This is a genomic window from Mycolicibacterium komossense, assembly GCF_025822605.1.
In the GTDB taxonomy this organism is placed as follows: domain Bacteria; phylum Actinomycetota; class Actinomycetes; order Mycobacteriales; family Mycobacteriaceae; genus Mycobacterium; species Mycobacterium komossense.
On record NZ_JACKTY010000041.1, the window covers coordinates 24,619 to 48,083 of the forward strand.

Here is a 23,465-nt window from a genome sequence, read left to right on the forward strand (position 1 = left end):
TTGAGGACTCCTCGGCACGGCGGGGGCGGAACGTCTCGTTCCTCTCCCTCTGTCGTCCACCCGAAGAACCGGGCGCCTGAGAGATTCGGCGATCCGACGGCTAGTTGTCGGAGCTGCCTTTCCCCATGGGCGGGTGGACCCGGCGTTGAAAAATCCGAGCCACCGCTTTCCAGAGGCATCGTGGCCTGGCGCGGTCCGGGGGCCTGAGAGGTTGACGGAGAGGTGTTGCTCCTTCGGCGTCCGTGACTGGCGGTCACGGAACTCTCCCGCGGTAGGGCGATACCCCTACAGCATAGCTTCTGGCGGTTAACCGATCTTGCGGTCGCGGTGCTTGCGGCGGGAGGCCAGTTCGTCTTCCGGAGTGGCGATCGACTCGCCGCCGTCGGCCCGCTCACCCGGGAAGTCCGCGATCGTTCCGGTCAGCTCACGCATGGCGCCGCTGACGGCGATGCCGAAGACGCCCTGACCGCCCTGCAGGAGGTCGACGACCTCTTCGGCAGACGTGCACTCGTAGACGGTGGTGCCATCCGAGAAGAGCGTGATGTTCGCGAGGTCCGAAACACCGCGGTGCCGGAGGTGATCGACCGCGACGCGGATGTTGTGCAGCGAGATCCCCGTGTCGAGGAGTCGCTTGACGATCTTGAGGACGAGGATGTCCTTGAAGGAGTACAGCCGCTGGCTGCCTGAGCCGGCGGCGCCGCGGATGGACGGCACGACCAGCGAGGTGCGCGCCCAGTAATCGAGCTGACGGTAGGTGATACCGGCGATCTGGCAGGCGCTCGGCCCGCGGTAACCGACCAGTTCGTCGGGAACGGAATCATCGGGGAACAGTCCGCCCTGCACGGGCTCCGTCACGGCCGCCTCCGAGTGTGAACTTCCCAGGGAACCTTCGTCACCTGTTGCGTCAAGTTCGAGCTGTTCTTGACGTGGCTGGTCACCCACCCTGAATCCTCTCGCCGATCGGTCTGGTCACGGCGACCGTCACACAGCCGCCATGCCTGCCCGAGTGTCCCGAGCATACGCTTCCTGAGGGGCTCCTGATGCAAACCTGAGCCCCGTCTTCGTCCGCCAAGTATGGCCGCTTCGACGGCTCGTCACCGTAAACACCCGGGCGTGTCGAACGCTGACTACCAGTTGAGACGTATCCGTGATGTTCCGCGATAACGGTGAGTTCTAGGTCGCCTTGAAATCGTCCGGGGACACGCTGTCGAGAAATTCCTTGAACTTCTCGACCTCGTCCTCGCGGACGGCGCCGGTGGCTTCCTCGTCGTTCTCGTCGGGGATCAGCAGGCCCGCCTCGGCCAGCACGGCCTCTTCCACATAGATGGGCACGCCGACGCGCAATGCCACGGCCACGGAATCGGACGGCCGTGCGGAAACCTTGATATCCCGGTCGAACACCAGGTCGGCATAGAACGTGCCTTCCTGCAGATCGACGATCCGGACTTCCTTGAGCGAATGCCCAAGGGCGGCAATCAGATCACGAATCAGGTCGTGAGTGAGCGGTCGAGCCGGTTCGTGGCCCTGCTGCTCGAGGGCGATCGCCGATGCCTCGGACTGCCCGATCCAGATCGGCAGGTAGCGATCGCCGTCGGACTCCCGAAGCAGTAGTACTGGTTGATTCTGAGGCTGCTCGATGCGAATGCCGACCACACGAACTTCACCCATCTGTGTCTGCCCTCCGCACCACCGCGCTGCTGGAAAGGGCCGGTGGTGCGGATGCGAACATCCCCTCGACATGTTCGCGCCGAACACCAACCCGTGCAACGGAGTCTAGCCCTGCCCGGGTTCCGCTGCCGAGGTCCTCCCCGGCTAGGGACGCAACATGTCCCGCACGGCCGACTTCACCAGCGACGTGTGCAAGGTGATGGCCAGGGCCGCGACTTCACGCGCCAGGTCGTCGGCACGGTCACGGGCGCCCGTCTTGTCGGCCCGAACCAGCGGGCCGGCGATCTGGGCGATCAGGTCCGACTGCCGGTCGGCCGCCGACCGGAACGCCCGTAGATGGCGTGGTTCGACGCCGTATTCGGCCAGTGCGCGGGCGCACTGCAGGATCACCACGGAGTGCTCGTCGAAAAAGCCACCGGGACCCGAACTGATGACGCCGGCCTTGATCATCCCGCTCAGCAGCGCTTCTGCTTCCGGTTGGGGGACACCGGACTGCTCGAGCACGTCTTCGCGGCGTAGCCGGACCCGCGCCGGCGCCACCACCGCACCCGAAGCGTGGGCACTGTCCGTGTCGGGAACCAACTTCGGGACACCGTAGGTGGTACCGAACTGGGGCAGCTCGCCGTCGGGTTGGGCGTCGAGCTGCGCTTTGATGACCTTCAGCGGTAGGTACTGATCGCGCTGAGCGGTCAGGATGAACCGCAGCCGCGCACAGTCGTAGGCAGTGAATCTCCGATACCCCGAACCGGAGCGCTGTGGCGTGACCAGACCCTCGGCCTCCAAGAAACGAATCTTGGAGATGGTGACATCCGGGAAATCGGGTCGTAGCAGGTCGAGCACAGCTCCGATCGACATCCCGGCGAGTGCGGGAGTATCGGGTGCGGTCACTAGTTGCCCGGTCCCCCATCGTCGTCGGTCTTCGGTCCGGTCAGGAAAACCAGACGGAATTTCCCGATCTGCACCTCGTCGCCGTTGGCCAGCACCGCCGAGTCGACGGGCTCCCGGTTGACGTAGGTGCCGTTGAGGCTGCCGACGTCGACGACCTGGAATTCGCCCCCCTCCAACCGGAACTCGGCATGGCGCCGACTGACCGTCACGTCGTCGAGGAAGATGTCGCTATCGGGGTGCCGACCAGCCGACGTGGTGGCCTGATCCAACAGGAACCGGGATCCCGCGTTGGGCCCTCGTTTCACGACGAGAAGCGCCGATCCCACGGGGAGTCCTTCTACCCCGGAGACCGAGCCTTCACCGCCAGCGGTGGCCGGGGCGTCCAATTCGTTCAGGAAGTCCGCGCGGAAGACAGATGTCGTTTCCACGGTGACTTCCTCAGACGTCTCCGACCCCGAGTTAAAGTCCTTGTCCGTCACTCGCTGCTCCTCACAGGCTGCTTGTGGCGATATCGCCGGTGGAACCGTGTCGCCCTACCCGTCGCGCACTCGACGTTACCGTGCGGTGAGCGTCATTGTGCCCAGCACGGTAGGAAAGACGGCTGGCAGGCACCCTAACAACATTCATTCGGTCAGTGTGGCCCGGTACGCCTCAGGATCGAGGAGTCCCTCCAGAGCGCTGTCGAGTGCGGCCGGGTCGGCCTGCAGTTCCAGCAACCACCCGGCGCCGTACGGATCGGAGTTCACCAGGTCCGGGCTGCCTTCCAGATCACCGTTGACCGCAACCACTTTCGCTGAAACCGGCGCGTAGAGGTCAGAGACCGATTTGGTGGATTCCACCTCGCCGAAGGCCTCCCCCGAGGTCACGTCGCTGTCGGCGTCCGGCAGCTGCACGAAGACGACATCGCCGAGAGCCGATTGCGCGAAGTCGGTGATGCCGACGCGGACGGTGTCCTCGCCGGTACGGCGAATCCATTCGTGTTCGACGGTGTAGTGCAGATCGGATGGGATCTCGGTCACTGTTCTCCCTCGTGATGCGGCTGGGCCGGGATTGGGTCTTGCGGGGGTGGGGCGGTACTGCTGCTCACTTGACGGGCTGAGCGTATTGGCGCGGTTTCGGTTGCCGCAAGGTGGTGATGTCGAGGTGATCAGTCTGCTGGACAGTCATTGTGCCGCCGACCCGTTCCACGCTGTCGACGGCGCCGCCGGGGATGTTCATCGCGGCGGCCAGTGTCGGCGGATCGCCAATCGCCAGAACAGAATACGGTGGAGCCAAAATGAGGTTGTCGATGGCGAGGGCGCCGGGGCGGCCGATGACCCAAGTGTCGACACCCACCCGCACCGCCTGGTTGGCCGCCGCGATCTCCATCGCTTCGGCACCCGCGGCGCGTAGTTCGTTGATGACGTCGAGCATCGTCTCTGGTGCCACCCCGCCCGCCGGGTCGTTGATGGTGATGATCACACCGGGACCGGTGGCTCCGACCGTGCCGATCAGAATCGACAGCGCGGCCAGCCGCGACCTGGCGTTGTCGATCGCCGCCTGATCGGAGCTGCCGGCGGCCTGCAGCGACGCCAGGGTGCGCTGCAGTTCGGCCACTTCGGTGTTCAGGGCGGCCTCCCGCTGTTGCAGCGAATCCAGCAGCACCAACAGATCGGCCGGGCGCGCCGTGTCCAGCGCATCGCCGGATTCGGTCTGTCTGACCTGGGTGGCGATCGCGACTCCCAGCACCAGGCACAGCAACGCCGCCAGCGCCCCGAAGGTCAGCTGGGAGCGGGTGCGTCGCGGCTTCGCGGGAATCTCGTGGCTCATCTGGGCGGTCTCATGCTCCGAACAGCCGGCGCCGCAGGGCGGCGGCGTTGCCGAAGATGCGGATTCCGAGGACGACGATGATCGCGGTGGACAACTGGGTGCCGACACCGAGCTGGTCTCCGACGTAGACGATCAGCGCGGCCACCAGGACGTTGAAGACGAACGACACCACGAACACCTTGGCGTCGAAGATGTGTTCCAGGTAGGCGCGCAGACCACCGAAGACGGCGTCGAGGGCGGCCACGACGGCAATCGGAAGGTAGGGCTGAATGGCTTCGGGCACGCTGGGGTGAAACACCAGACCCAGCACAATGCCGACGACGAGAGCGGCAATTCCGATCATCGGGCTCCGATCATGTTTAGGGGCCGATCCGCTTGGCGAACTTGATATCTCGCGCGGCGCCTGCCGGCACTGTGAGGCCGTCGCCGGCACTCACGTTGACTCCGACACCGTAGGAGGTCTCCAGCAGCCGCATGCGAACCAGCCCGGAGCTGTGCTCGAAGTCTTCCCGCATCGAGTTCGGCGGACCGATCGCGACGATGGAGTACGGACTGCTGATCGGGTGATTGTCGACGAGGATCGCGCCGCCCGCCTGCCGGATGGTCACGTTCGGCCCGATTCGGATACCGCCGACCGAGACCGCCTCGGCACCGCAGGCCCACAACGAGTTCACCACCAGCTGCAGGTCGCGGTCGAGGATCACCTGTCTGCTGCCGGGCACCCGCTGTTTGGACACGTCCGACAGATCGACGCCGACGTTGGGGTCGGCGACCGTCACCGTCAGGCCGGGCCCGATCACCGCGGTGGTCGCGCCCGCCAGGGTGAGGGCGTCCAGAGCGCCGAGCAGTTGCCTGCCTTCGGCGCCGTCGCGCAGCTGGCGGCGCTGGATGTCGTCGACCTGGCCGGCCAGGTCGTCGCGGCGGCGGTTCAGGTCGTCGGTGGCGCCCTCGGCCGACCGCACGCTGCCGGCCAGGACGTGCTGGGCCGCGCTGACACCGGGCGCGACGGATCTGGCCTGCGCGACGGCGGCAGCAAACACGGCCGCGATCAGCAGCGCCGCGAAGGCCTGCCAGAGCCACCCCGCCGCGCGCAACCGGTTGCCGTTGCCCGGCGGGGCGGCAGCCTTGGCGGCGGCCGCGGCGGCATAGCCGGGGTCGAGGTGTTCGGACAGTAGTGAACGCAGCAGCGACGGCACCGGCAGTTTGTGGACGGCGGCGGCCTGCCGGGGACTCAGCCCGGCTTCGGGGTCGTAACCGCCGAGCGAGCGGTCCTGATCGGACACGTCATCTCGCCTTCGGAATCTTGGGCATCTGCCGCACGACCAGGACGAGCTGGATGACGTAGAGCACGAATGCCCACAGGTACATGCCGATACCCCAGATCAGGAACGCCCAGCCGCAGGCGCCGATCACGCGGCTCCACAGCGCCTCCCACTGGCCGAGCAAGATCAGCGGGAACGCCGACATCAACGCGAACGTCGCCGCCTTGCCGAGGTAGGTGACGGGCAGCGCCGACAGTCCCCGGCTGCGCAGTACCGGCAACATGGCGGCCAGCAGGCCGTCGCGAACGATCAGCACCACGATGATCCACCAGGGCACGATCCCGGCGATAGCGAACGAGATCGGGACGATCACCATGAAGAGGCGGTCGACGGCCGGGTCGAGGAGCTCGCCGACGCGCGAATACTGGTCGAGCAGCCGGGCCAGCTTGCCGTCGAGCCAGTCCGAGGCGCCGCAGATCATCAGGATCGCGACGGCCCAACCGTAGGCGTGCGTACCGAGCAGCAGGTAGACGAAGACACCGATCAGGATCAGCCGCAGCACGCTGAGCACGTTCGGCACGGTCAGCACCCGGTCGCTACTGCCAGCCCCCGCAGGCGCGTTCATGCGGGTAAACCTATCTCGGTTCTAGCGGAACACCCCGGGCAGGCTCAGCGCAGACAGCGTGTCGTCCTGCAGCGGGTTGTCGTGCACCACATAGGTCCACGTCGAGGTGGGCCGCGCCAGCTTGGAAAGATCCAAGCCGACCTCGCCGTCGACCAGGTCCGCCGTCTCGAACGTCTGCTGGCCCGCTTCGATGGCGTCGGCGGCCAGCGAGGCGAACGCGTCGACCGCCATCCGGTGAAATTCGTCGAGCGGGTTCTGCCGCCCGAGAGCCCGAAGGTGAATGCTCTCGCGGATATCCGCCAGGTAGGCCTGGTGATCGGCCCAGCCTCGGTCGAGGTGATACAGCATGATCAGCCGGCAGATCCGCTCGAGCTGCTCCTCGGAGAGCGGGCCGTCCGGCTCGGCCAGCTCCGCGTAGCGGTCCGGCGCGAGGTCTTTGAGTTCGTCGCGCGCGGCCGTGGTGGACAGCAAGGTGTTGCGGCGTTCCACGATGATGGCGCGCTGCTGGGCGACGAGCTGGTTGTAGCGCCAGGTGTTGGCGTGCACTTCCAGCATCTTGCCCTCGGCGATGCGCTGGGCGTGGTCGAGCAGGGTGGCGGCCTTCGGGCTGGAGATCCGGCCGTCGTCGTCATCGGTCTCGGTCGGAAGTTTCTCGGCGTCGAGGTATCCGATGACGACCTCGTCCTCCCAGCTGGCGAAGAAGATCGACGAGCCGGGGTCGCCCTGGCGGCCGGCGCGGCCACGCAGCTGGTTGTCCAGGCGTTCGGTGTTGTGCCGGCCGGTGCCGACCACGTGCAGGCCGCCGAGTTCGACGACCTCGTCATGGGTGTCTTCCGAGGATCCGCCGAGCCGGATATCGGTACCGCGGCCGGCCATCTGGGTGGACACCGTGACGGCGTTGAGCGCGCCGGCCTCGGCGATGACGGCGGCTTCCTCGGCGTCGTTCTTGGCGTTGAGAACTACCGCGGGGACCCCCCGGCGCAGCAGCCGGTCGTGCAGTTCCTCGGATTCGGCGACGTCGTGGGTGCCGACGAGCACCGGGCGGCCGGTGGCGTGGATCTCGGTGATGTGCTCGATCACCGCTTCGATCTTGGCGGCCGCGGTGATGTAGACGCGGTCGGTCTCGTCCTCGCGAATGTTCGGCGTGTTCGGCGGGATGGGTGAGACGCCCAGTTTGTAGAACTGGCGTAGCTGTTCGCCGGCGGCCAGCGCGGTGCCGGTCATCCCGCAGACCGTCGGATAGCGGTTGATCAGCGCCTGCACGGTGATGGTGTCGAGCACTTCACCGGTCTCGGTGGTCTCGATGCCTTCCTTGGCCTCGACTGCGGCCTGCAACCCGTCGGGCCAGCGCTGCAGCGCGGCGATCCGGCCACGCGAGGCGTTGATCAGGTGCACGGCGCCGTCGCGCACGATGTAGTGCACGTCGCGGACCAGCAGCTCGTGGGCGTGCAGGGCGACGTTGATCTCCGTCAGCGTGGTCCCGACGTGCTCCTCGGAGTACAGGTCGATACCGCCGAAGGCGGCCTCGACCTTCTGGGCACCTTCCTCGGTCAGGTGCACATTGCGCCGGTCGGGGTCGACGGAGTAGTCCACGTCGGGGGTCATGGTGCCGACCAGGGCCACGATCTCCAGCCGCGGCGTCTCGCGGTGGGTGGTCCCGGCGAGCACCAGCGGCACCAGCGCCTCGTCGACCAGCACCGAGTCGGCCTCGTCGATCAGTGCCACCACCGGGTTCGGGGAAACCAGGTCGGCGGCGTCGGTGACCAATTGGTCGCGCAGCACGTCGAACCCGATCTCGTTGACCGATGCGTATGTCACGTCGCACTGGTAGGCGGCGCGCCGCTCGTCGGCGGTGGAATCCGCGGTGATCCAGCCGACGGTCAGCCCCATTGCTTCCAGCAGCGGGCCCATCCACTCGGCGTCGCGGCGGGCCAGGTAGTCGTTGACCGAAATGACATGCACGCTGCGGCCGCCGATGGCGTAGCCCGCGGCGGCGATCGCACCAGCCAGGGTCTTGCCCTCACCGGTGGCCATCTCGACGATGTCGCCGGCAAGCATCCGCAGCGCGCCTTGCAGCTGCACATCGAAAGGACGCAGACCCGTTGCTCTCTCGGCGGCTTCGCGGGCGATCGCGAGGAACTGCGGGATGTCGGTGGCCTGCGCCAAGTCCTCGAGGTTGAGCAGCTGTGCGGCTTTACGGAGCTGGTCGTCGTCGAGTTCGGCGGCCTTCTCGTCGAATGCTGCAGAGTCCCGCACTTCGGTCATCGATCGCGTCTGGTCTTTGTCGGTGCTGGCACCGAGGAGCTTCCAGAAGCGACCACTGAGGCGGCCAGTTTTCGCGCCGGCGGTCTGCTTGGTCTTACCCGAGGTCTGGGTGGTAGAAGGCTTAGCCACACGTTTACGGTACGCGGCGCGCAGCGTTGCAATAATCACCCGGTGTCTGACACCGAGGTCCCCGTCGCCGGAGCCGGTCCTGTCGGTCTCACCGCTGCCCTGATGACACATCTGCGCCTGAAGTTCGCCTAGCGGATGGGCACCGCGACGTTCGCACCGGCGATCGACTGGAGCCACGAGTGGTTCGACTCGACGGTGTGGGTGCTGGAGACATTCGTCGTCACCGCGTCGTGCCTGCTTGTCGTCCTCGTATTGCTGACGCGGACCACCGGATGGGGCCGTCAGTTCTGGCGGATCACCGGGGACTATTTTCGGGGCCGCCCCAGCCTGCCGGTGTGGGCATTGCTCGCGGTGTTGCTGGTGTCGGCCATCGTCTCGGTACGCATCAGCGTGTTGCTGAGCTACTACACCAATGACCTGTTCACGGCGTTGCAGGTCGCGTTCTCCGCAAACGGGGCGGACGCCGACGTGCAGCGGGCCAGCGGCGTCGCCGGATTCTGGTCGACGTTGCTGGTGTTCGCCGTGCTGGCCGGCTGCTTCGTCGTGCGCCTGCTGCTCGACATGTACCTCACCCAGCGGTTCATCATGCGGTGGCGAATCTGGTTGAGCGCCAACCTCATCGACGGCTGGCTCGGTGACTTTGCTTACTTTCGGTCACAGTTTTCCGGCCAGCCGATCGACAATCCGGACCAGCGCATCCAGCAGGACATCGACATCTTCACCACGGGCGTGGGCGGCGAACCGAACAACCCGGCCTTCAACTCCGGTCACACCCTGCTGTTCGGCGCCGTCGAGGCTGTGTTGTCGGTGTTCTCGTTCGGCGCGATCCTGTGGCGGCTGTCCGAGCCCCTGACGGTCGGTGGCGTCACCGTGGCACACGCGCTGTTCTGGATCGTCATCGTCTACGTGGCGGTGGCCACGGTCGTCGCGTTCGTCATCGGCCGGCCGCTGATCCGGCTGAGTTACCTCAACGAGCTGCGCAATGCCGGGTTCCGGTATGCGCTGGTGCGGCTACGGGAGGCCGGTGCTGCCGTCGGTATGTACCGCGGCGAGCACTCCGAACGCCGGCTGCTGACCGGGCGCCTGGATTCGGTGATGGTCAACTACCGCCGCTGGCTCAACCGCATGATGGTGTTCACCACTTGGAATCTGTCGGTGAGTCAGGCCATCAATCCGCTGCCCTGGATCGTGCAGGCGCAAGGGCTGTTCGCCCAGCGGATCTCCTTCGGCGGTGTCTGGCAGTCTTCGACGGCGTTCAGCGCCATCCACGATTCGCTGTCGTTTTTCCGCAATGCCTACGACCAGTTCGCCAGCTATCGTGCGGCGATCATCAGGTTGGACGGCCTGGTCGACGAGAACATCCGCGCGCGCGCTTTCGGCCAGGTGGTGAGCAGCGAGTCCCTCGACGACACCCTGACGGTCGACCGCGTCGACGTCCACACCCCCGGTGGCCGGACGCTGATTCGCGATCTCGACTTTCATCTTGGCGCCGGTGAGTCACTGCTGGTCAGCGGACCGTCCGGGATCGGTAAGACCGTCCTGCTGCAGAGCTTGGCCGGTCTATGGCCGTACGCATCGGGTGACATCCGGCTGCCGGGCGGCCGCAGCCAGGCGATGTTCGTCCCGCAGCTGCCCTACCTACCGCTGGGCGACCTGCGGGCCGTGGCGTCCTACCCATTGGATCCGGCGACTTCCGGCGCCGTCACCGACCGCGACATCCAGCGGGCGCTGGCGAAGGTGGCGCTCACACACCTGGTGATCCGCCTCGGCGAGGTCCGGGACTGGGCCAAGATGCTCTCGGTCGGCGAGCAGCAGCGAATCGGCTTCGCGCGGATTCTGTTGACCAGGCCCAGGACGCTGTTTCTCGACGAGTCGACGTCGGCGATGGACGAGGGTCTGGAGCTGATGCTCTATGAGCTCATCCGCACCGAGCTGCCGGACACAATTGTGGTCAGCGTGAGTCATCGGAGCACGGTGCATCAGTTCCACGGCCGCCACCTGGAACTCACCGGTGATGGCCAGTGGCGACTGGGCAGTTTGGCCGTGCCGTGACGGCTACGCGGTCATAGCGACGTAAGACCTCCGGAACACAAGGTCAAACTATTTCGGGGTACCTTGCCCGCATGGACGACAACAAGTTCACCCCCACTCTGGACTGGGGGCATGAACTTCTGCCTTCTCTGATCTGGATCGCCAAGGGCTGGGCGATCGCGGCGGTAGCCACGATGATCATCCTGTTTCTGCTTGCCCGGTTCACCGTGTGGGGCAGTCAGTTCTGGCGCATCACCAGCGCCTACTTCACCGGCCGCGCCAGCATCAAGGTGTGGGTGTGGCTTGGGGCCCTGTTGCTCTCGGTCATCATCGGGGTCCGGATCGACGTCCTGATGAGCTATTACGGCAACGACATGATGACCAGCTTCCAGGTGATCGCCGCGGGTCTCGGCAACGGCGACGCGGCGGTCAAGGAGTCCGGTAAGCACGGCTTCTGGCTGTCCATGGTCGTCTTCGCCGTGTTGGCGAGTATCTATGTCGCCCACACCATGATCGACCTGTTCCTGATGCAGCGCTTCATTCTCAGGTGGCGAGCCTGGCTGACTGACCGACTCACCGGCGACTGGCTCGACGGGAAGGCGTACTACCGCTCCCGTTTCATCGACGACACGATCGACAATCCGGACCAGCGCATCCAGTACGACGTCGATATCTTCACCGCCGGGGTCGGGCCACTGCCGAATACGCCCAACAACACCTCAGGTGCCACGCTGCTGTTCGGCGCTGTGTCCGCGGTCGCCTCGATGGTCTCCTTCACGGCGATCCTGTGGAATCTGTCCGGTCCGCTGACACTGTTCGGCTTCACCCTGCCCAAGGCGATGTTCTGGATCGGCCTCGGTTACGTGGTGCTGGCGTCGATCATCGCGTTCTGGATCGGTCGGCCGATCATCTGGTTCACCTTCAACAACGAGAAATTCAACGCTGCCTTCCGGTACGCCCTGGTCCGGTTACGCGACGCCTCCGAGGCGGTGGCCTTCTACCGCGGTGAGATCGCCGAACGGACAGGATTGCGTCGGCGGTTCTCTTTTGTCGTCGACAACTACCGACGGCTGATCAACCGGATGATGGGGTTCTACGGCTGGAACCTGTCGCTGTCGCAGATCATCGTCCCGCTGCCGTATGTGCTGCAGTTCCCGCGGTTCTTCGCCGGTGAGATCACCCTCGGCGCCATGAGCCAGTCGTCGTCGGCCTTCAGCAATATCCAGGGTGGGCTGTCCTTCTTCCGTAACGCCTATGACCAATTCGCCGGGTACCGCGCCTCCATCATCCGTCTGCACGGTCTCGTCATCGCCAACGAGGAGGGCCGGGCGCTGCCCACGGTGACCACCGCAGCCTGTGTCGACGGCACCGTCGAGCTCTCCGAAGTCGAAGTCCGCACCCCCGACGGCAAGCAGCTGGTCAAACCACTGGACATGCGGCTGGAGATCGGTGACACCCTGGTGGTCAAGGGTCGGTCCGGCAGCGGCAAGACCACACTGTTGCGCAGCCTGGCTGAACTGTGGCCGTTTACCTCGGGCACCCTGACCCGTCCCTGCGGGCCCAACGAGACGCTGTTCCTGTCGCAGATGCCGTATGTGCCGCTGGGCGACCTGCGCGCCGTCGTGTCCTACCCGTGCGAAGAGGGCACCGTCGAGGATGACGAGATCCGCGCGGTGCTGGGCAAGGTGGCACTACCGCACCTCGTCGACCGCCTCGATGAGGTCGAGGACTGGGCCAAGGTGCTCTCCCCCGGCGAGCAGCAGCGCATCGCATTCGCCCGCATCCTGATCACCAAACCGAAGGCGGTCTTCCTCGACGAGTCGACGTCAGCGCTCGACGAAGGCCTGGAGATGCTGGTGTATCAGCTCGTGCGCACCGAGCTGCCGAACACCATCCTCGTCAGCGTCAGCCATCGCCGCACCGTCGACCAGCACCACAACAAGGAACTGACCCTCCTCGGCGACGGTGAGTGGAGCCTGGCCAACGTGTCGGTCTAGGGCTCGGGCCGCGTGGGTGTAGCTTCCCCGGGTGGAGTTGTACAAGCCGTCGCTGGACTGGAGCAACGAGATCGTCGCCTCGTTGTGGTGGGTGCTCAAGGCCTGGGCGATCGCCGCGGTCTGCGTCCTGATCATTCTGGTCCTGTTGGCCAGGTTCACTGGCTGGGGCCGTAAGTACTGGCGCATCACCGGGCCGTATTTCGTTGGCCGTCAGAGCATTCCGGTATGGGGATTGCTGGCGCTGCTGCTGCTGTCGGTGATGCTCTCGGTCCGGACCAACGTCCTGGTCAGCTATTTCTACAACGATCAGGGCTCGTCGCTGCAGACCGCGATCGCCGGGGCGGGGGCAGGGAACGACGCCGTCCGGGATTCCGGCATCCGCGGCTTCTGGGTGGCGATCTTGACCTTCGCGGCGCTGGCCACCTTCTACATCGCGCGGTCGCTGCTCGACATCTATCTGATGCAGCGCTTCATCATCCGCTGGCGCATCTGGCTGACCGACCGGCTCACCGGCGACTGGCTCGACGACCTGGCCTACTACAAGGGGCGGTTCGTCGACGACATCATCGACAACCCCGACCAGCGCATCCAGCAGGACATCGACATCTTCACCACCGGTACCGGGCCGGATACCAACACCCCGACCGTCGGGACATCGAACACGCTGCTGTTCGGGGCGGTGAACTCCGTCGTGTCGGCGGTGGCCTTCGCCCCGATCCTGTGGAACCTGTCCGGGCCGTTGACGCTGTTCGGCGTCACGCTCCCCAAGGCGCTGTTCTGGTGCGTCCTGCTCTATGTGGTCTTCGCGACCGTGATCGCGTTCTGGATCGGCCGCCCGTTGATCCGGCTCAGTTTCCGCAACGAGTTGACCAACGCCGCGTTCCGGTACGCACTGGTCCGGTTGCGCGACGCCGCCGAAGCGGTGGGTTTCTACCGAGGCGAAAAAGCCGAGCGCGGCATGCTGGCCACCCGGTTCGCCGAGATCATCACGAACTACCGGGCGTTTGTCCGCCGGACCCTGGCCTTCTACGGCTGGAACCAGACGTTGAGCCAGATCATCAATCCGCTCCCCTTGATCATCCAGGCGCCGCGCCTGTTCGCCGGCCAGATCTCGTATGGCGACGTGACACAGTCTTCGAGCGCCTTTGGTCAGGTACATGATTCGTTGTCGTTCTTCCGCACTGTGTACGACTCGTTCGCCAGCTACCGGGCGACCATCGACCGCCTCGACGGGCTGATGACGTCCAACGAGGAGGCGTGTGATCTGCCTACCGTGACCACGATCGAAAGCCGTGACGGCACAGTGGAATTCGATAACGTGGAGGTGCGAACACCGGCCGGCGTGCAGCTGGTCGATCCGCTCGACGTGCGGCTCGACCCCGGGGATGCGCTGGTGATCACCGGCCGTTCCGGCGCCGGCAAGACGACGCTGCTGCGCAGCCTGGCGCAGTTGTGGCCGTTCGCCTCCGGCACGCTGCGGTGCCCCGGCCCGGCGAACGAGACCATGTTCCTGTCGCAGGTTCCCTATGTTCCCCTGGGTGATCTGCGGGCTGTGGTGTCCTATCCACTGGCGTCGGGCAGCCGCGACGACACCGCGCTGAAGACCGCGCTGAGCAAGGTCGCCCTTGAACACCTGGAGGGCCGCCTGGACGACGTGAAGGACTGGGCCAAGGTGCTGTCCCCTGGTGAGCAACAGCGCATTGCATTCGCCCGGCTGCTGCTGGTCAGGCCCAAGGCAGTGTTCCTCGACGAGGCCACCTCGGCGCTCGACGAAGGCCAGGAATTCGCGCTGTACCGGCTACTGCGCACGGAGCTGCCGGAGTGCGTCGTGGTCAGCGTCAGTCACCGCAGCACCGTCGAGCAACACCACAACCGCCAGCTCGAGCTCCTCGGCGGCGGTCAGTGGCGCCTCAGTTAGTACGTCGGGCGGCGTGCATTCCCGCGCGCCGGCCGAAGAACGAACCCTCGCCCAACTGGGTCCCACTCGCGTAGCCCTTGCCGTCCTGGGCGATGTTCGACGCGCAGGCCCCGGCCGCGTACAGGCCCGGGATGGCGCTGCCGTCCCCGCGGAGCACCTCACCGTCGAGGGAGACAGCCAGCCCGCCCATCGTGAAACCGGAGTACATCGCCACCCCGAGGGACAGGTCGAAGGCCGCCCACGGTCCGTTGTCCTGAGGAGCGAGGTAATCCGGCTGCTTGTGAAAGTCGGGGTCGACGCCCTCGGCGGCATTCGCGTTGTAGCGATCCAGCGTCTGCGCCAGGTTGCCTTCCGGAATGCCCAGTGCCGCTTCGGCTTCCGCGACGGTCTCGTAGCCATCGATGAACTTGATCAACGGCATTTCGGGCATCTGCAGATGCGCCTCGTCGACAATCAGATACGCGGCCTGCTCGGGCTGCTCCAGCACGAACGCCGAGGTCCGCGAGTGGTAGGAGTCCTCGGCGACGAATCTCTTGCCGTCCTTGTTCACGATGACGCCGGTGAGCAGGATTTCCGGCGGGTAGGCGGCGGCGGTGATGAACAACTGGTCCAGGTTCTTGGCGACACCGCCCGCGGAAACACCGAGCCGGATCGCCAGGCCGTCGTCGTGGGGATTGCCCAGGATGTAGGGCGCCACCAGGCCGTGGCTGCTCTTGCGCTCCACGCCCAGTGCCGGCGTGTGTTCGGCGACCATCTCCGGGTTCATCGCGAAGCCGCCGGCGGCGATGACCACCGCTTTGGCCTTGATCGCACCGGTGTCGGTGAAGTGCTTCCACCTCACGCCGACGACGGTTCCGGCGTCGTCGACGACGAGGTTGGTCGCACCGGTCTCGTAGCGGAACTCGATACCGAGATCGGCGGCCCGTTTGAGCAGCAGGTCGATGACCATCGACGCGCCACCCAATTCGCCGGGCACCGGCACCGAATGCCCGCGCGGAGCCGGCTTGGCCTGGTCGATGAACGGCCACACCTTTTCGTTGCCGGTGTAGGACAGCCCCTCGGTGCCCGGCGGGACGACGACCTTGCCGGGGTAGTAGCTGCGCTCGAACTGGAAGCCCAGATCCTCAAGCCAGTTGAAGTGTTCGACGCTGCCGTCGCAGTAGGCGCGGATCTTGTCGTGCTCGGGTTCGCGGGACTGCGATACCAGGTACTTGTACATCTCTTCGGCGGTGTCGGAATGGCCGGTCGCCTCTTGCACCGCGGTGCCGCCGCCGAGATAGAAATGGCCGCCGGCCATCGCCGAGGTTCCACCCGCCGCCGCCGCGCGTTCGAGGACCAGTACTTTCGCGCCCGCCGCTGCGGCAGTGACGGCTGCACAGCCGCCGGCGATGCCGAAGCCGACGACCAGGACGTCAACCTCCTCGGACCACGAAGGCACGTCGGCCGCACGGGTGGTGGTCGGGATCTCGGTGCTCATTGCTGCTCCTGCTTGATGTAGGCGAAGAAGGATTTGATGTCGTCGGGGATGTGGGCGATCTCCAGATACGGCACGGCGGCGTCCGGGCTCGATACATACGCGAACCGCATGCCGCCCGGCATCACGCCCTGGCCGACGATGTCGGCGCCACGCGCAGTCGCGTCGGCCAGCGCCGCATCGAATCCGGCCACGTCGGGCGCCTCGGTGCAGATGTGGTGCAGTCCCCCGGCGCCCTGTGCGCTCAGGAACTCGCTGTAGACGCTCTCTCCGCGGACGGGTTCGATCAGTTCCAGCTGCAGATCACCCAGGTAGGCCAGCGAGATGCTGGCGACGAAATCCGCGGGCCTGCCGCGATAGGTGCAGGTATCGGGAGCGAAGTGCACCTCGGGCATCCTGACCCATTTCTTGACGCCCAACAGCCCGGTCAGCGCAGCCTCGGTGGCGTCGAGACTGGGCGTCACCCAGGCGATCTGGACAGCAGTCTGGACAGGCGGACTCATCGCTTCGCAGAATAGCCCAGCCAGGCAGCGAATTGAAACAGGTTCTAGTTCTGCATCATGGCGAGCAGCAGCTCGATCTGCAGGTCGAACACGGCGCCGGGTTCGGTCAGCGTGTCGGCCCCGTACTGCCCGAACACCTCCAGGCTGATCGCACCGACGAGACCAGCCCACAGGGCGAAGCCTTTCGCGACGGTATGGTCGTCGCCGGTGAAGGCGAACTCGTCGCGCAGCTTGTCGAAGTCGCCCGAAAGAGGCTGGGATACAGGCGAATCGGAGATGGGGATAGCGCCGGCCGAGATACCGCGCGCAATCGCGCCGAATAACGCGCCGACCACCCGGGTGCCGGGGCCGACGGTGCGCTCGGCCGGGGCCCGGTAACCGGGTACCGGGCTGCCGTAGAGCAGCGCCCAACTCGCCGGTTGTCGCACCGCCCACCGGCGGGCCGCCCCCGCCATGGCAATGACCTCGTCGCGCCAGCTGTCCGCCTCGTCGCGGGCAGCGTCGACGGCGTCCGCGAGGTCCGAGTAGGCGTCGATCAACAACAGAGTGAGCAGGTCATCCCGGCTGGCGACGTAGCGGTAGACCGCCGAGGACACCATGCCAAGGTCACGGGCGATGGCGCGCAACGACAGCCCGGCAGCCCCTTCGGTGACCAGTTGCCTGCGGCCCAGCTCGACGATCTGCGCCTCCACCCGGTCTCGGGAATCCTGCCGTTTACCCATCGGGCCAGTGTCGCATAAAAGAGAGCACTGCTCTTGCATTCCATCGGCGATCGTGTCATCGTAGAAATAGAGAGCACCGCTCTCATTGCTTCGAATCCACCAACGGACTCGAATCCACCGAAGGAGTTGTCATGACCGCGCGTTACGACGAGCCGAATCTGATCGCCAAGGCAGGAAACGCTGTCATCCGCCGGCTGGCCGAAGCCGGGGTGAGCATCATGGGCAGCCGCGCCCTGCGGGTCCGGGGCCGCACGAGCGGCCAGATGCGTGGCGTTGTCATCAACCTGATGACTATCGACGGAGTGGACTACCTGGTGTCACCACGCGGCAACACCCAGTGGGCCAGAAATGCCAGGGCGGCGGGTGAAGTCGAGATCGGCCCGCGCCGGCGGGCCCGTCGCGTCGCTATCACCGAGGTGCCCGACGACCGTAAGGCCCCGCTGCTGAAGAAATACCTGGATCGGTGGTTCTGGGAGGTCAAGGGCCACGTGGGCGGCCTAACCCCGAGCTCAACTCCCGAGGAAATCGCCCTGGCGGCGCCGTCGATCCCGGTTTTTGCCCTGGCCCGTTAGGACTGCGCGTCAGTGGGCTCCGAGCAATTGCGCCTTGTAGTTGACGGCCACATTGCTCACGACGTCGCTGCTGCCGGTGTTGACGTCCTCGCGGATCTGGTCACCGGTGGCCTGCCAGGACACTGCCGCCGGGAAGGTCCCCCAGGTGCAGTTGAACAAGCCGACGACGACCGCCCGGTTGCCGTCCTTGACGTACACGGGCCCGCCGGAATCACCCTTCTGACTGACCACACCATTGGTCATCGTGAACCAGCCGTTGTTGACCCGTTCGACGGTGCCGCAGCTCTCACCCGTCACGATTCCGAAGTGGCAGATCGGTTCGCCGAGTTGCGCGACGCGTCCCTGTTGCGATTCCAGCGGCTGGCCGCCGGGCAGGATGTTGTTCACCGAGACGTTATCGGCCAGCACGATGGCCTCATAGTCGGCGATCACCTGATCGGTGGTCACAGTGGCGCCGTCGGGGGTGTTGTCCCGGAAAACCGCCATGTTGCCGATGACGTTGCCGTGGGTGTCGGTAACCGGTCCCCCGCCGCGGCAATGGCCCGCCGTGAAGGCGACCCGCAGCGTCGGGTCCACATAACCCAGGGTGCAGATGTTGCTGTCCTGCAGGATTTCCATGCCCGGTGAGACCACGACGCCGGGATCGGCGCCGGCCGGAGCAGCGAGTACGGGTCCCGAGATGGCCAGCATCGAGGTGACAACCGCGAGGGTCGCAGTGACAACCCGCAGGAACGGACGGCGCATCGACAGCTCCGATCAGTGGTGGCCGGATCGTGATCCAGCCGCAGTAACGGTGTAATTGAGTTATCGGCGTGTCGTGCCCGGATCGTTACCAAACTCAGTTATAAGCCATTACCCACTCATCGCGCGCCCTACGCGGTGACGGCCGACCTGACAAAAAAACGGCCCGGTCGTCTCGACCGGGCCGCTGTTCACTGCACGATCAGTCGGGAATCGTCAACACCTGACCGGGCTGAATCAGGTCCGGGTTCGCCACCCCACTGGCGTCAGCGATCCGTTGGTACTTGCTGCCGTCGCCGTAGAACCGCTCGGAGATCGCCCACAGCGTGTCGCCGGAGGCCACGGTGTAGGTGCGCGGCGCGGGCGGCGGCGGAGGTGGGGCCTCCGGTTCCGGTGCGGCCGGTGCTTCGGCCGCAGCCGGGGCCGCCTCTTCTTCGGGAGCCGCCTCAGGTGCCGCAGCGGCCGGTTCCGGCGGCGGCGGGCCGTCGGTCTCGGTCTTCGAAGACCACGCGGGACCGTCTGCCGCGTACAACACGAGGTTGCGATCGTCCTGGAGCACCAACTTCACGTTCGTCTTGCCTTTGGTGTCGGTATGCCATACCGGCTTGTCGGCGGTGTACAGGACGAAGTTGCCGTCCTGCTGCACCTCGGCACGCTGGACGTCTTGTCCATTCGTCGAGGTCGCCCAGACCGCCTGACCGCGCGCGGCGAGCACCAGGTTGCCGTCGTCCTGCAGCGTCAGGGTGTAGGCCCCGTTGCTGGACACCAGGGATCCTCCCTTGACGAGTTTCTGTCCTTCGGTGAGCGTGTCTGACACGTCGACCTCTTCTCATCGGGCGCCTCTACCCTGCGGATCAAGACGTCGCTTGGATGGGCACGAGCATCATCGAGCCTACTCAGCGCACGGGTGCGTAGGTGGCTTTCCGACGAACGTCACGAGTCGAAACCGAGCCCGAGCCTATCCAGGGTTTTCAGCAGCACATTGCGCCGCCCGGCGGTGTGATCGGAGCGATCCAGCGACCATCTGGTGGCCTGGATTCCTATGCTGGCCAACGGCTCTGGCGGAAATGGCAACGGCTTCTTGCGCACCATCTCCAGCTGTGTCCGCTGGGTCGGCTTGCCGTCGAGCAGGTCTAGACAGACGTCGGCAGCGAAGCGGGTCGCGCCGACTCCCAGCCCGGTGAAACCGTTGACGTAGACGACCCGGCCGTCGTGGGCCTTACCCCAGTGCGCGCAGAAACGGGTGTTGGTGTCGATAGCGCCGGCCCAGCGGTGGCTGAACCGCACGTCTCGCAGCTGGGGGAAGGTCAGGAAAAAGTGCGCGGCGAGGCGACGGTAGGTGGCCGGGCGGTCCTCGTAGGCCGGGTTGACCTTGCGGCCGAAGTGGTAGACCGCGTCGTAGCCGCCCCAGACGATCCGGTTGTCCGTCGAGAGCCGGTAGTAGTGGAACTGGTTGGCGGAGTCACCGACCCCCTGGCGTGCGCGCCAGCCGATGCGGCCGAGCTGGTCCTCGGTCAGCGGGTCGGTGGCCAGCACATAGTCGTAGACCGGCACCGTGTACAGGCTGTTGCGTTTGAGCAGGCTCGGGAAGACGTTGGTGGCTAGCACAACCCGGTCGGCGGTGATTCCGCCGCCGGGGGTGCTGACGTGGATGGTCACCGCGCCGGCAGAGATCTCGGTGGCTTTGGTGTGTTCGTAGATGTCGACGCCCGCGTCGCGGCACGCGCGAGCGAGTTCCAGTGCCAGCTTCGCCGGGTGCACGATCGCGCAGGTGTCCGGGCTGAACAGCCCGCCGAGGTAGGTCGGTGAGTCGACCTCGGCGCGCACCTGCGCCGAGTCGAGGAAGCGGCCCTCCCCCGAATCGGCGGCTTCGGCGAGCCATGACACCTGATGCGGTTCGGTCGCAACCGCCAGCATGCCGGTGCGCTCCCACTCCGCGTCGAGCCCGAGACGTTCGATATCGGCTTGCATGCCGTCGAGGTTGGCCAGCCCGAGGGCGTCCAGTTCGGCGAGCTCGCCGGGCCAGCGGGCCTGCCCGTTCGATTCCCCGTGGGTGAGGCTGGCTTCGACGAAACCGCCGTTGCGGCCGGAAGCGGCCCAGCCGACGCGTTCGGCGTCGATCAGGGTGATCCGCGAGCCGGGGTTGCGCTGCGCGGCATGCAGGGCGGCCCACAACCCCGCGTATCCCGCGCCCACCACCAACAGATCGCACCGCACCGGCGCGGACAGCCGCGGGTACTCGGGGCGTGGAATGTCCAACCACATCGAACCGAAGGCGGTATTCGCCAAAGACCGTTCGATGAGGTCGGGATCGACGTGCCGGTCGAAGACTGTTTCCACAGCTAACGAGAGTACGTGGACGCCGGCCGACTCGCGGGCTCCGCCTGCCGTGGTGCCCAGCCGGGCGGTCCGAAGATGAAGCCGAGCCGGTCACGCAGCCGGCTCGCGGTCCGCACGTCGCGGGCGATGGCGACGTATTCGTGGGTTTGCAGCGTCCAGATGTTGAACGTTCCCACCTGTTTCGTCAACCCGTAGTGCGGCCGGAACAGCTCGTCCTGATAGGAGCCGAACACCCGGTCCCAGACGATGAAGATGCCACCGTAGTTCTTGTCCAGGTACTCCGGGTCCATGCCGTGGTGCACCCGGTGGTGCGACGGCGTGTTGAACACGAATTCGACTGGTGCCCAAAGCTTGTCGATGCGCTCGGTGTGCACCCAGAACTGGTAGATCAGGTTGATCGAGAATGCCAGGAACACCATCCATGGCGGAATGCCCAACAACGGCAACGGAATCCACATCAGAATCTCGCCGCTGTTGTTCCATTTCTGCCGTAGCGCGGTAGCGAAGTTGAAGTACTGGCTGGAGTGGTGCGCCTGGTGCGTCGCCCAGATCAGCCGGACGCGGTGGGCAAGGCGGTGATAGAGGTAGAACAGCAGGTCGACCCCGACGATCGCGATCACCCACGTGTACCACCGCGTGGCGGACAGATGCCAAGGCGCGACGTAGGCGTAGAGGGCCGCGTACCCGAGCAGCGCCAGGAACTTCCAGCCTGCGGTGGTCGCCACCGAGACCAGGCCCATCGAGATGCTGGCCCACGCGTCACGACGCTGGTAGCTGGCAGGCTCAAGATCTTCGAGCCTGCGTGCAGCCGTCCACTCCAGAATCAGCAGTAAGAGGAAGAACGGCACGGCGAACAACACCGGATCCCGCATCTGCGCCGGCAACACCGACAGAAAGTCGAACACGAGAAACACCTCCGGCCGACCAGCTTAATCGTGGGGTACTGGCCCCTAACGGAAGCTCAGGATCTCACTACCCCAAGCGGCGCGGATTCCGTCGTCGAGATCGTCGACCACCCGGTCGTCTTTGTCGATCACCAGCGTCGCGCGCTGGTCGGTGGTGTACGCAGCCCAGGGGGACTCCCCCTTCGCAAAGGCGATCCAGCGGTCCTGCATCCGCTCACTGACCGCGGTGCCCGGCTTGAGGCCGCCCAGTTTGAAGGTGATGTCCTTGGCTCCCATCACGAGATTTCCCCATACATAGGGCAATTCGGTGGCGTGGGCGGCTCCGAGTCGAAGCAGCCGCAACATCGGAGTGGTCCAGTCGAACCGGTACAGATACACAGGGGCGACTTCCGAATGCCCTTCGGCCAGCCACACGGTGGGCATCCGGAAGCCCACGTCGCGCGCGACGTGCAATCCGAGTGCCCTGGTTCGGATGCCCGAGTAGGCCGACCCGATCTCGGCTTCCGACGGCAGCTGCAGCCCGGGCTGCTCGGCGGCGATCTCCTCGAACATCGCGCGGATGGTCTTGGGGGCGATCGGCATCAGCGGCGATTTCATCCACCGGAACAGTGCGGCTTCATCCTTGTTGGTGCCGATGATCAACGGCACGGGGTGCGATTTGCCCTCGCGGGCGAGCTTGACCGGGTAGTCGGGAACCAGGTCGCCGTCGACCGTGGGCGCAAACGCCAGCGTGCCGGGCGTGCTGGTGGGGACATGGTCGAAGACGTGCATCGATGCGTCGACAAGTGCTTGCACCGGAACGGATCTGGCCTCGGCAGCACCGACTCCGAGTCGTTCCAGCACCAGCTCGGCCACGGTCTGCGCCCGGGCACTGTCGTAGACCGAGGTCGCCGGCGAACTCTGCACGATAGCCCGGGCGAACAGGCCTGCCGCGGCCGGCGCGGTGAGCAGTGTGGTGATGATGCCGCCGCCCGCCGATTCGCCGAACAGTGTGACCTGGTCGGGGTCACCGCCGAAGGCCGCGATGTTGTCGCGGACCCAGTGCAGGGCGAACAAGATGTCGCGCAGGCCCAGGTTGGTGTCGAACCGCTGGCCGTCGGATTCGATCCCGCTGAGGTCGAGGAAGCCGAAAGCGCCCATCCGGTAGTTCAGGGTGACCACGATGAGGTCGCCTCGGGTGGCCAGGGCGCGGCCGTCGTACAGCGGTTGGCTGCCGGCGCCGAAGATGTAGGCGCCGCCGTGCACCCAGACCATGACCGGTTTCGCCGCCCCTTTTTTCGCGGCCTCGTCCACCGACGGCGCCCACACGTTCAGGAAGAGGCAGTCCTCGTCGGTGCGCGTGCCGGCGCCGAGCGGGATGGGACTCTTGGGCTGAGGGCTGATGGGCCCGAAGTCGACGGCGTCGACGATCTCGGTCCACGATTCGGGCGCGACGGGAGCGCGCCAGCGTAGGTCTCCGACCGGCGGGGCGGCGTAGCGGATTCCGCGCCACACCGTGACCTGGCCGTCGTCGACGCCGCGGACGGGACCGGAGGCGGTCTCCACGACGGGGTGGTCGATGGTGATGTTCGAGTGGGCGTCTGTCGTCACATATCAACGTTACCCATCGGCAGCGC

22 protein-coding genes and 2 riboswitches are annotated in these 23,465 nt (G+C 65.9%); of the genes, 4 read left to right on the forward strand and 18 right to left on the reverse strand.

Annotated features, from left to right (window positions below; all coding sequences use genetic code 11):
• Positions 1–39 precede the first annotated feature (39 nt).
• A riboswitch (glycine riboswitch) is annotated at positions 40–181 on the reverse strand.
• A riboswitch (glycine riboswitch) is annotated at positions 182–279 on the reverse strand. It lies immediately after the preceding riboswitch.
• 27 nt (positions 280–306) lie between these two features.
• The 10 genes from H7J73_RS25435 to secA2 all read right to left on the reverse strand — a co-directional run bounded on the left by H7J73_RS25435 (position 307) and on the right by secA2 (position 8,646).
• Positions 307–942 carry a MerR family transcriptional regulator gene (locus H7J73_RS25435; RefSeq protein WP_435405582.1) on the reverse strand — a complete coding sequence of 212 codons (636 nt, stop codon included), beginning with the start codon at positions 940–942 and terminating at the stop codon, positions 307–309.
• Positions 943–1,173: 231 nt separating this feature from the next.
• Positions 1,174–1,668, reverse strand: coding sequence for a bifunctional nuclease family protein (locus H7J73_RS25440; protein ID WP_264070529.1), 495 nt, complete (start codon positions 1,666–1,668; stop codon positions 1,174–1,176).
• Positions 1,669–1,812: 144 nt separating this feature from the next.
• Positions 1,813–2,556 (reverse strand): transcriptional regulator FtsR, encoded by a 744-nt coding sequence (gene ftsR / locus H7J73_RS25445; protein ID WP_264070530.1) that lies wholly within the window; start codon positions 2,554–2,556, stop codon positions 1,813–1,815.
• Positions 2,556–3,035 (reverse strand): glycogen accumulation regulator GarA, encoded by a 480-nt coding sequence (gene garA / locus H7J73_RS25450; RefSeq protein ID WP_264070531.1) that lies wholly within the window; start codon positions 3,033–3,035, stop codon positions 2,556–2,558. Before garA ends, ftsR begins: the two co-directional genes overlap by 1 nt.
• Positions 3,036–3,179: 144 nt before the next feature.
• The gene (gcvH, locus tag H7J73_RS25455) at positions 3,180–3,575 is read right to left on the reverse strand and encodes a glycine cleavage system protein GcvH (RefSeq protein ID WP_264070532.1); all 396 of its coding nucleotides are present in this window, start codon (positions 3,573–3,575) and stop codon (positions 3,180–3,182) included.
• 64 nt (positions 3,576–3,639) lie between these two features.
• Positions 3,640–4,365 carry a DUF881 domain-containing protein gene (locus H7J73_RS25460; protein WP_264070533.1) on the reverse strand — a complete coding sequence of 242 codons (726 nt, stop codon included), beginning with the start codon at positions 4,363–4,365 and terminating at the stop codon, positions 3,640–3,642.
• Positions 4,366–4,375: 10 nt separating this feature from the next.
• The gene (locus H7J73_RS25465; protein ID WP_264070534.1) at positions 4,376–4,708 is read right to left on the reverse strand and encodes a small basic family protein; all 333 of its coding nucleotides are present in this window, start codon (positions 4,706–4,708) and stop codon (positions 4,376–4,378) included.
• A gap of 16 nt (positions 4,709–4,724) precedes the next feature.
• Positions 4,725–5,648, reverse strand: coding sequence for a DUF881 domain-containing protein (locus tag H7J73_RS25470; protein ID WP_264070535.1), 924 nt, complete (start codon positions 5,646–5,648; stop codon positions 4,725–4,727).
• A gap of 1 nt (position 5,649) precedes the next feature.
• A complete protein-coding gene (locus H7J73_RS25475) occupies positions 5,650–6,252 on the reverse strand; it encodes a CDP-alcohol phosphatidyltransferase family protein (RefSeq protein ID WP_264070536.1) in 603 nt (200 codons plus the stop codon).
• Between the two features lie 21 nt (positions 6,253–6,273).
• The gene (secA2, locus tag H7J73_RS25480) at positions 6,274–8,646 is read right to left on the reverse strand and encodes an accessory Sec system translocase SecA2 (protein WP_264070537.1); all 2,373 of its coding nucleotides are present in this window, start codon (positions 8,644–8,646) and stop codon (positions 6,274–6,276) included.
• 135 nt (positions 8,647–8,781) lie between these two features.
• Between secA2 and H7J73_RS25485 the strand changes: the two genes are divergently transcribed.
• The 3 genes from H7J73_RS25485 to H7J73_RS25495 all read left to right on the forward strand — a co-directional run bounded on the left by H7J73_RS25485 (position 8,782) and on the right by H7J73_RS25495 (position 14,592).
• On the forward strand, positions 8,782–10,698 hold the full coding sequence (locus H7J73_RS25485) for an ABC transporter ATP-binding protein/permease (protein ID WP_264070538.1): 1,917 nt from the start codon (positions 8,782–8,784) through the stop codon (positions 10,696–10,698).
• Positions 10,699–10,769: 71 nt separating this feature from the next.
• Entirely contained in the window at positions 10,770–12,674 is a 1,905-nt protein-coding gene (locus H7J73_RS25490; protein WP_264070539.1) for an ABC transporter ATP-binding protein/permease, read from the forward strand.
• Positions 12,675–12,705: 31 nt separating this feature from the next.
• Complete coding sequence (locus H7J73_RS25495; protein ID WP_264070540.1) at positions 12,706–14,592, forward strand: ABC transporter ATP-binding protein/permease; 1,887 nt, start codon at positions 12,706–12,708, stop codon at positions 14,590–14,592.
• On the opposite strand, the gene H7J73_RS25500 is transcribed toward H7J73_RS25495, so the two are convergent.
• From H7J73_RS25500 to H7J73_RS25510, 3 genes are read right to left on the reverse strand one after another with little or no spacing between them, the layout of a single operon-like run.
• Entirely contained in the window at positions 14,585–16,069 is a 1,485-nt protein-coding gene (locus tag H7J73_RS25500) for an FAD-binding protein (protein WP_264070541.1), read from the reverse strand. The genes H7J73_RS25495 and H7J73_RS25500 overlap by 8 nt on opposite strands.
• Entirely contained in the window at positions 16,066–16,569 is a 504-nt protein-coding gene (locus tag H7J73_RS25505) for a VOC family protein (protein WP_264070542.1), read from the reverse strand. The genes H7J73_RS25500 and H7J73_RS25505 overlap by 4 nt, the downstream gene beginning before the upstream one ends.
• A gap of 44 nt (positions 16,570–16,613) precedes the next feature.
• Entirely contained in the window at positions 16,614–17,291 is a 678-nt protein-coding gene (locus H7J73_RS25510) for a TetR/AcrR family transcriptional regulator (RefSeq protein ID WP_264070543.1), read from the reverse strand.
• A 131-nt stretch (positions 17,292–17,422) separates the two neighbouring features.
• On the opposite strand from H7J73_RS25510, the gene H7J73_RS25515 reads away from it, so the two are divergent.
• Complete coding sequence (locus tag H7J73_RS25515; RefSeq protein WP_264070544.1) at positions 17,423–17,863, forward strand: nitroreductase/quinone reductase family protein; 441 nt, start codon at positions 17,423–17,425, stop codon at positions 17,861–17,863.
• Between the two features lie 9 nt (positions 17,864–17,872).
• On the opposite strand, the gene H7J73_RS25520 is transcribed toward H7J73_RS25515, so the two are convergent.
• From H7J73_RS25520 to H7J73_RS25540, 5 genes are all read right to left on the reverse strand, one after another.
• Positions 17,873–18,553 (reverse strand): Rv1815 family serine proteinase, encoded by a 681-nt coding sequence (locus H7J73_RS25520; protein WP_435405584.1) that lies wholly within the window; start codon positions 18,551–18,553, stop codon positions 17,873–17,875.
• A 253-nt stretch (positions 18,554–18,806) separates the two neighbouring features.
• On the reverse strand, positions 18,807–19,421 hold the full coding sequence (locus H7J73_RS25525) for a LysM peptidoglycan-binding domain-containing protein (RefSeq protein ID WP_264070546.1): 615 nt from the start codon (positions 19,419–19,421) through the stop codon (positions 18,807–18,809).
• Positions 19,422–19,537: 116 nt separating this feature from the next.
• Positions 19,538–20,944 carry an NAD(P)/FAD-dependent oxidoreductase gene (locus H7J73_RS25530; protein WP_264070547.1) on the reverse strand — a complete coding sequence of 469 codons (1,407 nt, stop codon included), beginning with the start codon at positions 20,942–20,944 and terminating at the stop codon, positions 19,538–19,540.
• Positions 20,945–20,946: 2 nt separating this feature from the next.
• Positions 20,947–21,816, reverse strand: a complete 870-nt coding sequence (locus H7J73_RS25535; RefSeq protein ID WP_264070668.1) for a sterol desaturase family protein — start codon at positions 21,814–21,816, stop codon at positions 20,947–20,949.
• A 78-nt stretch (positions 21,817–21,894) separates the two neighbouring features.
• Complete coding sequence (locus tag H7J73_RS25540) at positions 21,895–23,439, reverse strand: carboxylesterase/lipase family protein (protein ID WP_264070548.1); 1,545 nt, start codon at positions 23,437–23,439, stop codon at positions 21,895–21,897.
• Positions 23,440–23,465: the final 26 nt, after the last annotated feature.

What these genes read in the sequence shown, in the direction of transcription:
- H7J73_RS25500 (WP_264070541.1), bottom strand. Translation starts at nt 16,069, where the DNA reads ATGAGCACCGAGATCCCGACCACCACCCGTGCGGCCGACGTGCCTTCG.
- H7J73_RS25440 (WP_264070529.1), bottom strand. Translation starts at nt 1,668, where the DNA reads ATGGGTGAAGTTCGTGTGGTCGGCATTCGCATCGAGCAGCCTCAGAAT.
- H7J73_RS25475 (WP_264070536.1), bottom strand. Translation starts at nt 6,252, where the DNA reads ATGAACGCGCCTGCGGGGGCTGGCAGTAGCGACCGGGTGCTGACCGTG.
- H7J73_RS25485 (WP_264070538.1), top strand. Translation starts at nt 8,782, where the DNA reads ATGGGCACCGCGACGTTCGCACCGGCGATCGACTGGAGCCACGAGTGG.
- H7J73_RS25465 (WP_264070534.1), bottom strand. Translation starts at nt 4,708, where the DNA reads ATGATCGGAATTGCCGCTCTCGTCGTCGGCATTGTGCTGGGTCTGGTG.
- H7J73_RS25490 (WP_264070539.1), top strand. Translation starts at nt 10,770, where the DNA reads ATGGACGACAACAAGTTCACCCCCACTCTGGACTGGGGGCATGAACTT.
- H7J73_RS25505 (WP_264070542.1), bottom strand. Translation starts at nt 16,569, where the DNA reads ATGAGTCCGCCTGTCCAGACTGCTGTCCAGATCGCCTGGGTGACGCCC.
- H7J73_RS25515 (WP_264070544.1), top strand. Translation starts at nt 17,423, where the DNA reads ATGACCGCGCGTTACGACGAGCCGAATCTGATCGCCAAGGCAGGAAAC.
- H7J73_RS25510 (WP_264070543.1), bottom strand. Translation starts at nt 17,291, where the DNA reads ATGGGTAAACGGCAGGATTCCCGAGACCGGGTGGAGGCGCAGATCGTC.
- H7J73_RS25535 (WP_264070668.1), bottom strand. Translation starts at nt 21,816, where the DNA reads ATGCGGGATCCGGTGTTGTTCGCCGTGCCGTTCTTCCTCTTACTGCTG.
- H7J73_RS25460 (WP_264070533.1), bottom strand. Translation starts at nt 4,365, where the DNA reads ATGAGCCACGAGATTCCCGCGAAGCCGCGACGCACCCGCTCCCAGCTG.
- H7J73_RS25520 (WP_435405584.1), bottom strand. Translation starts at nt 18,553, where the DNA reads ATGCTGGCCATCTCGGGACCCGTACTCGCTGCTCCGGCCGGCGCCGAT.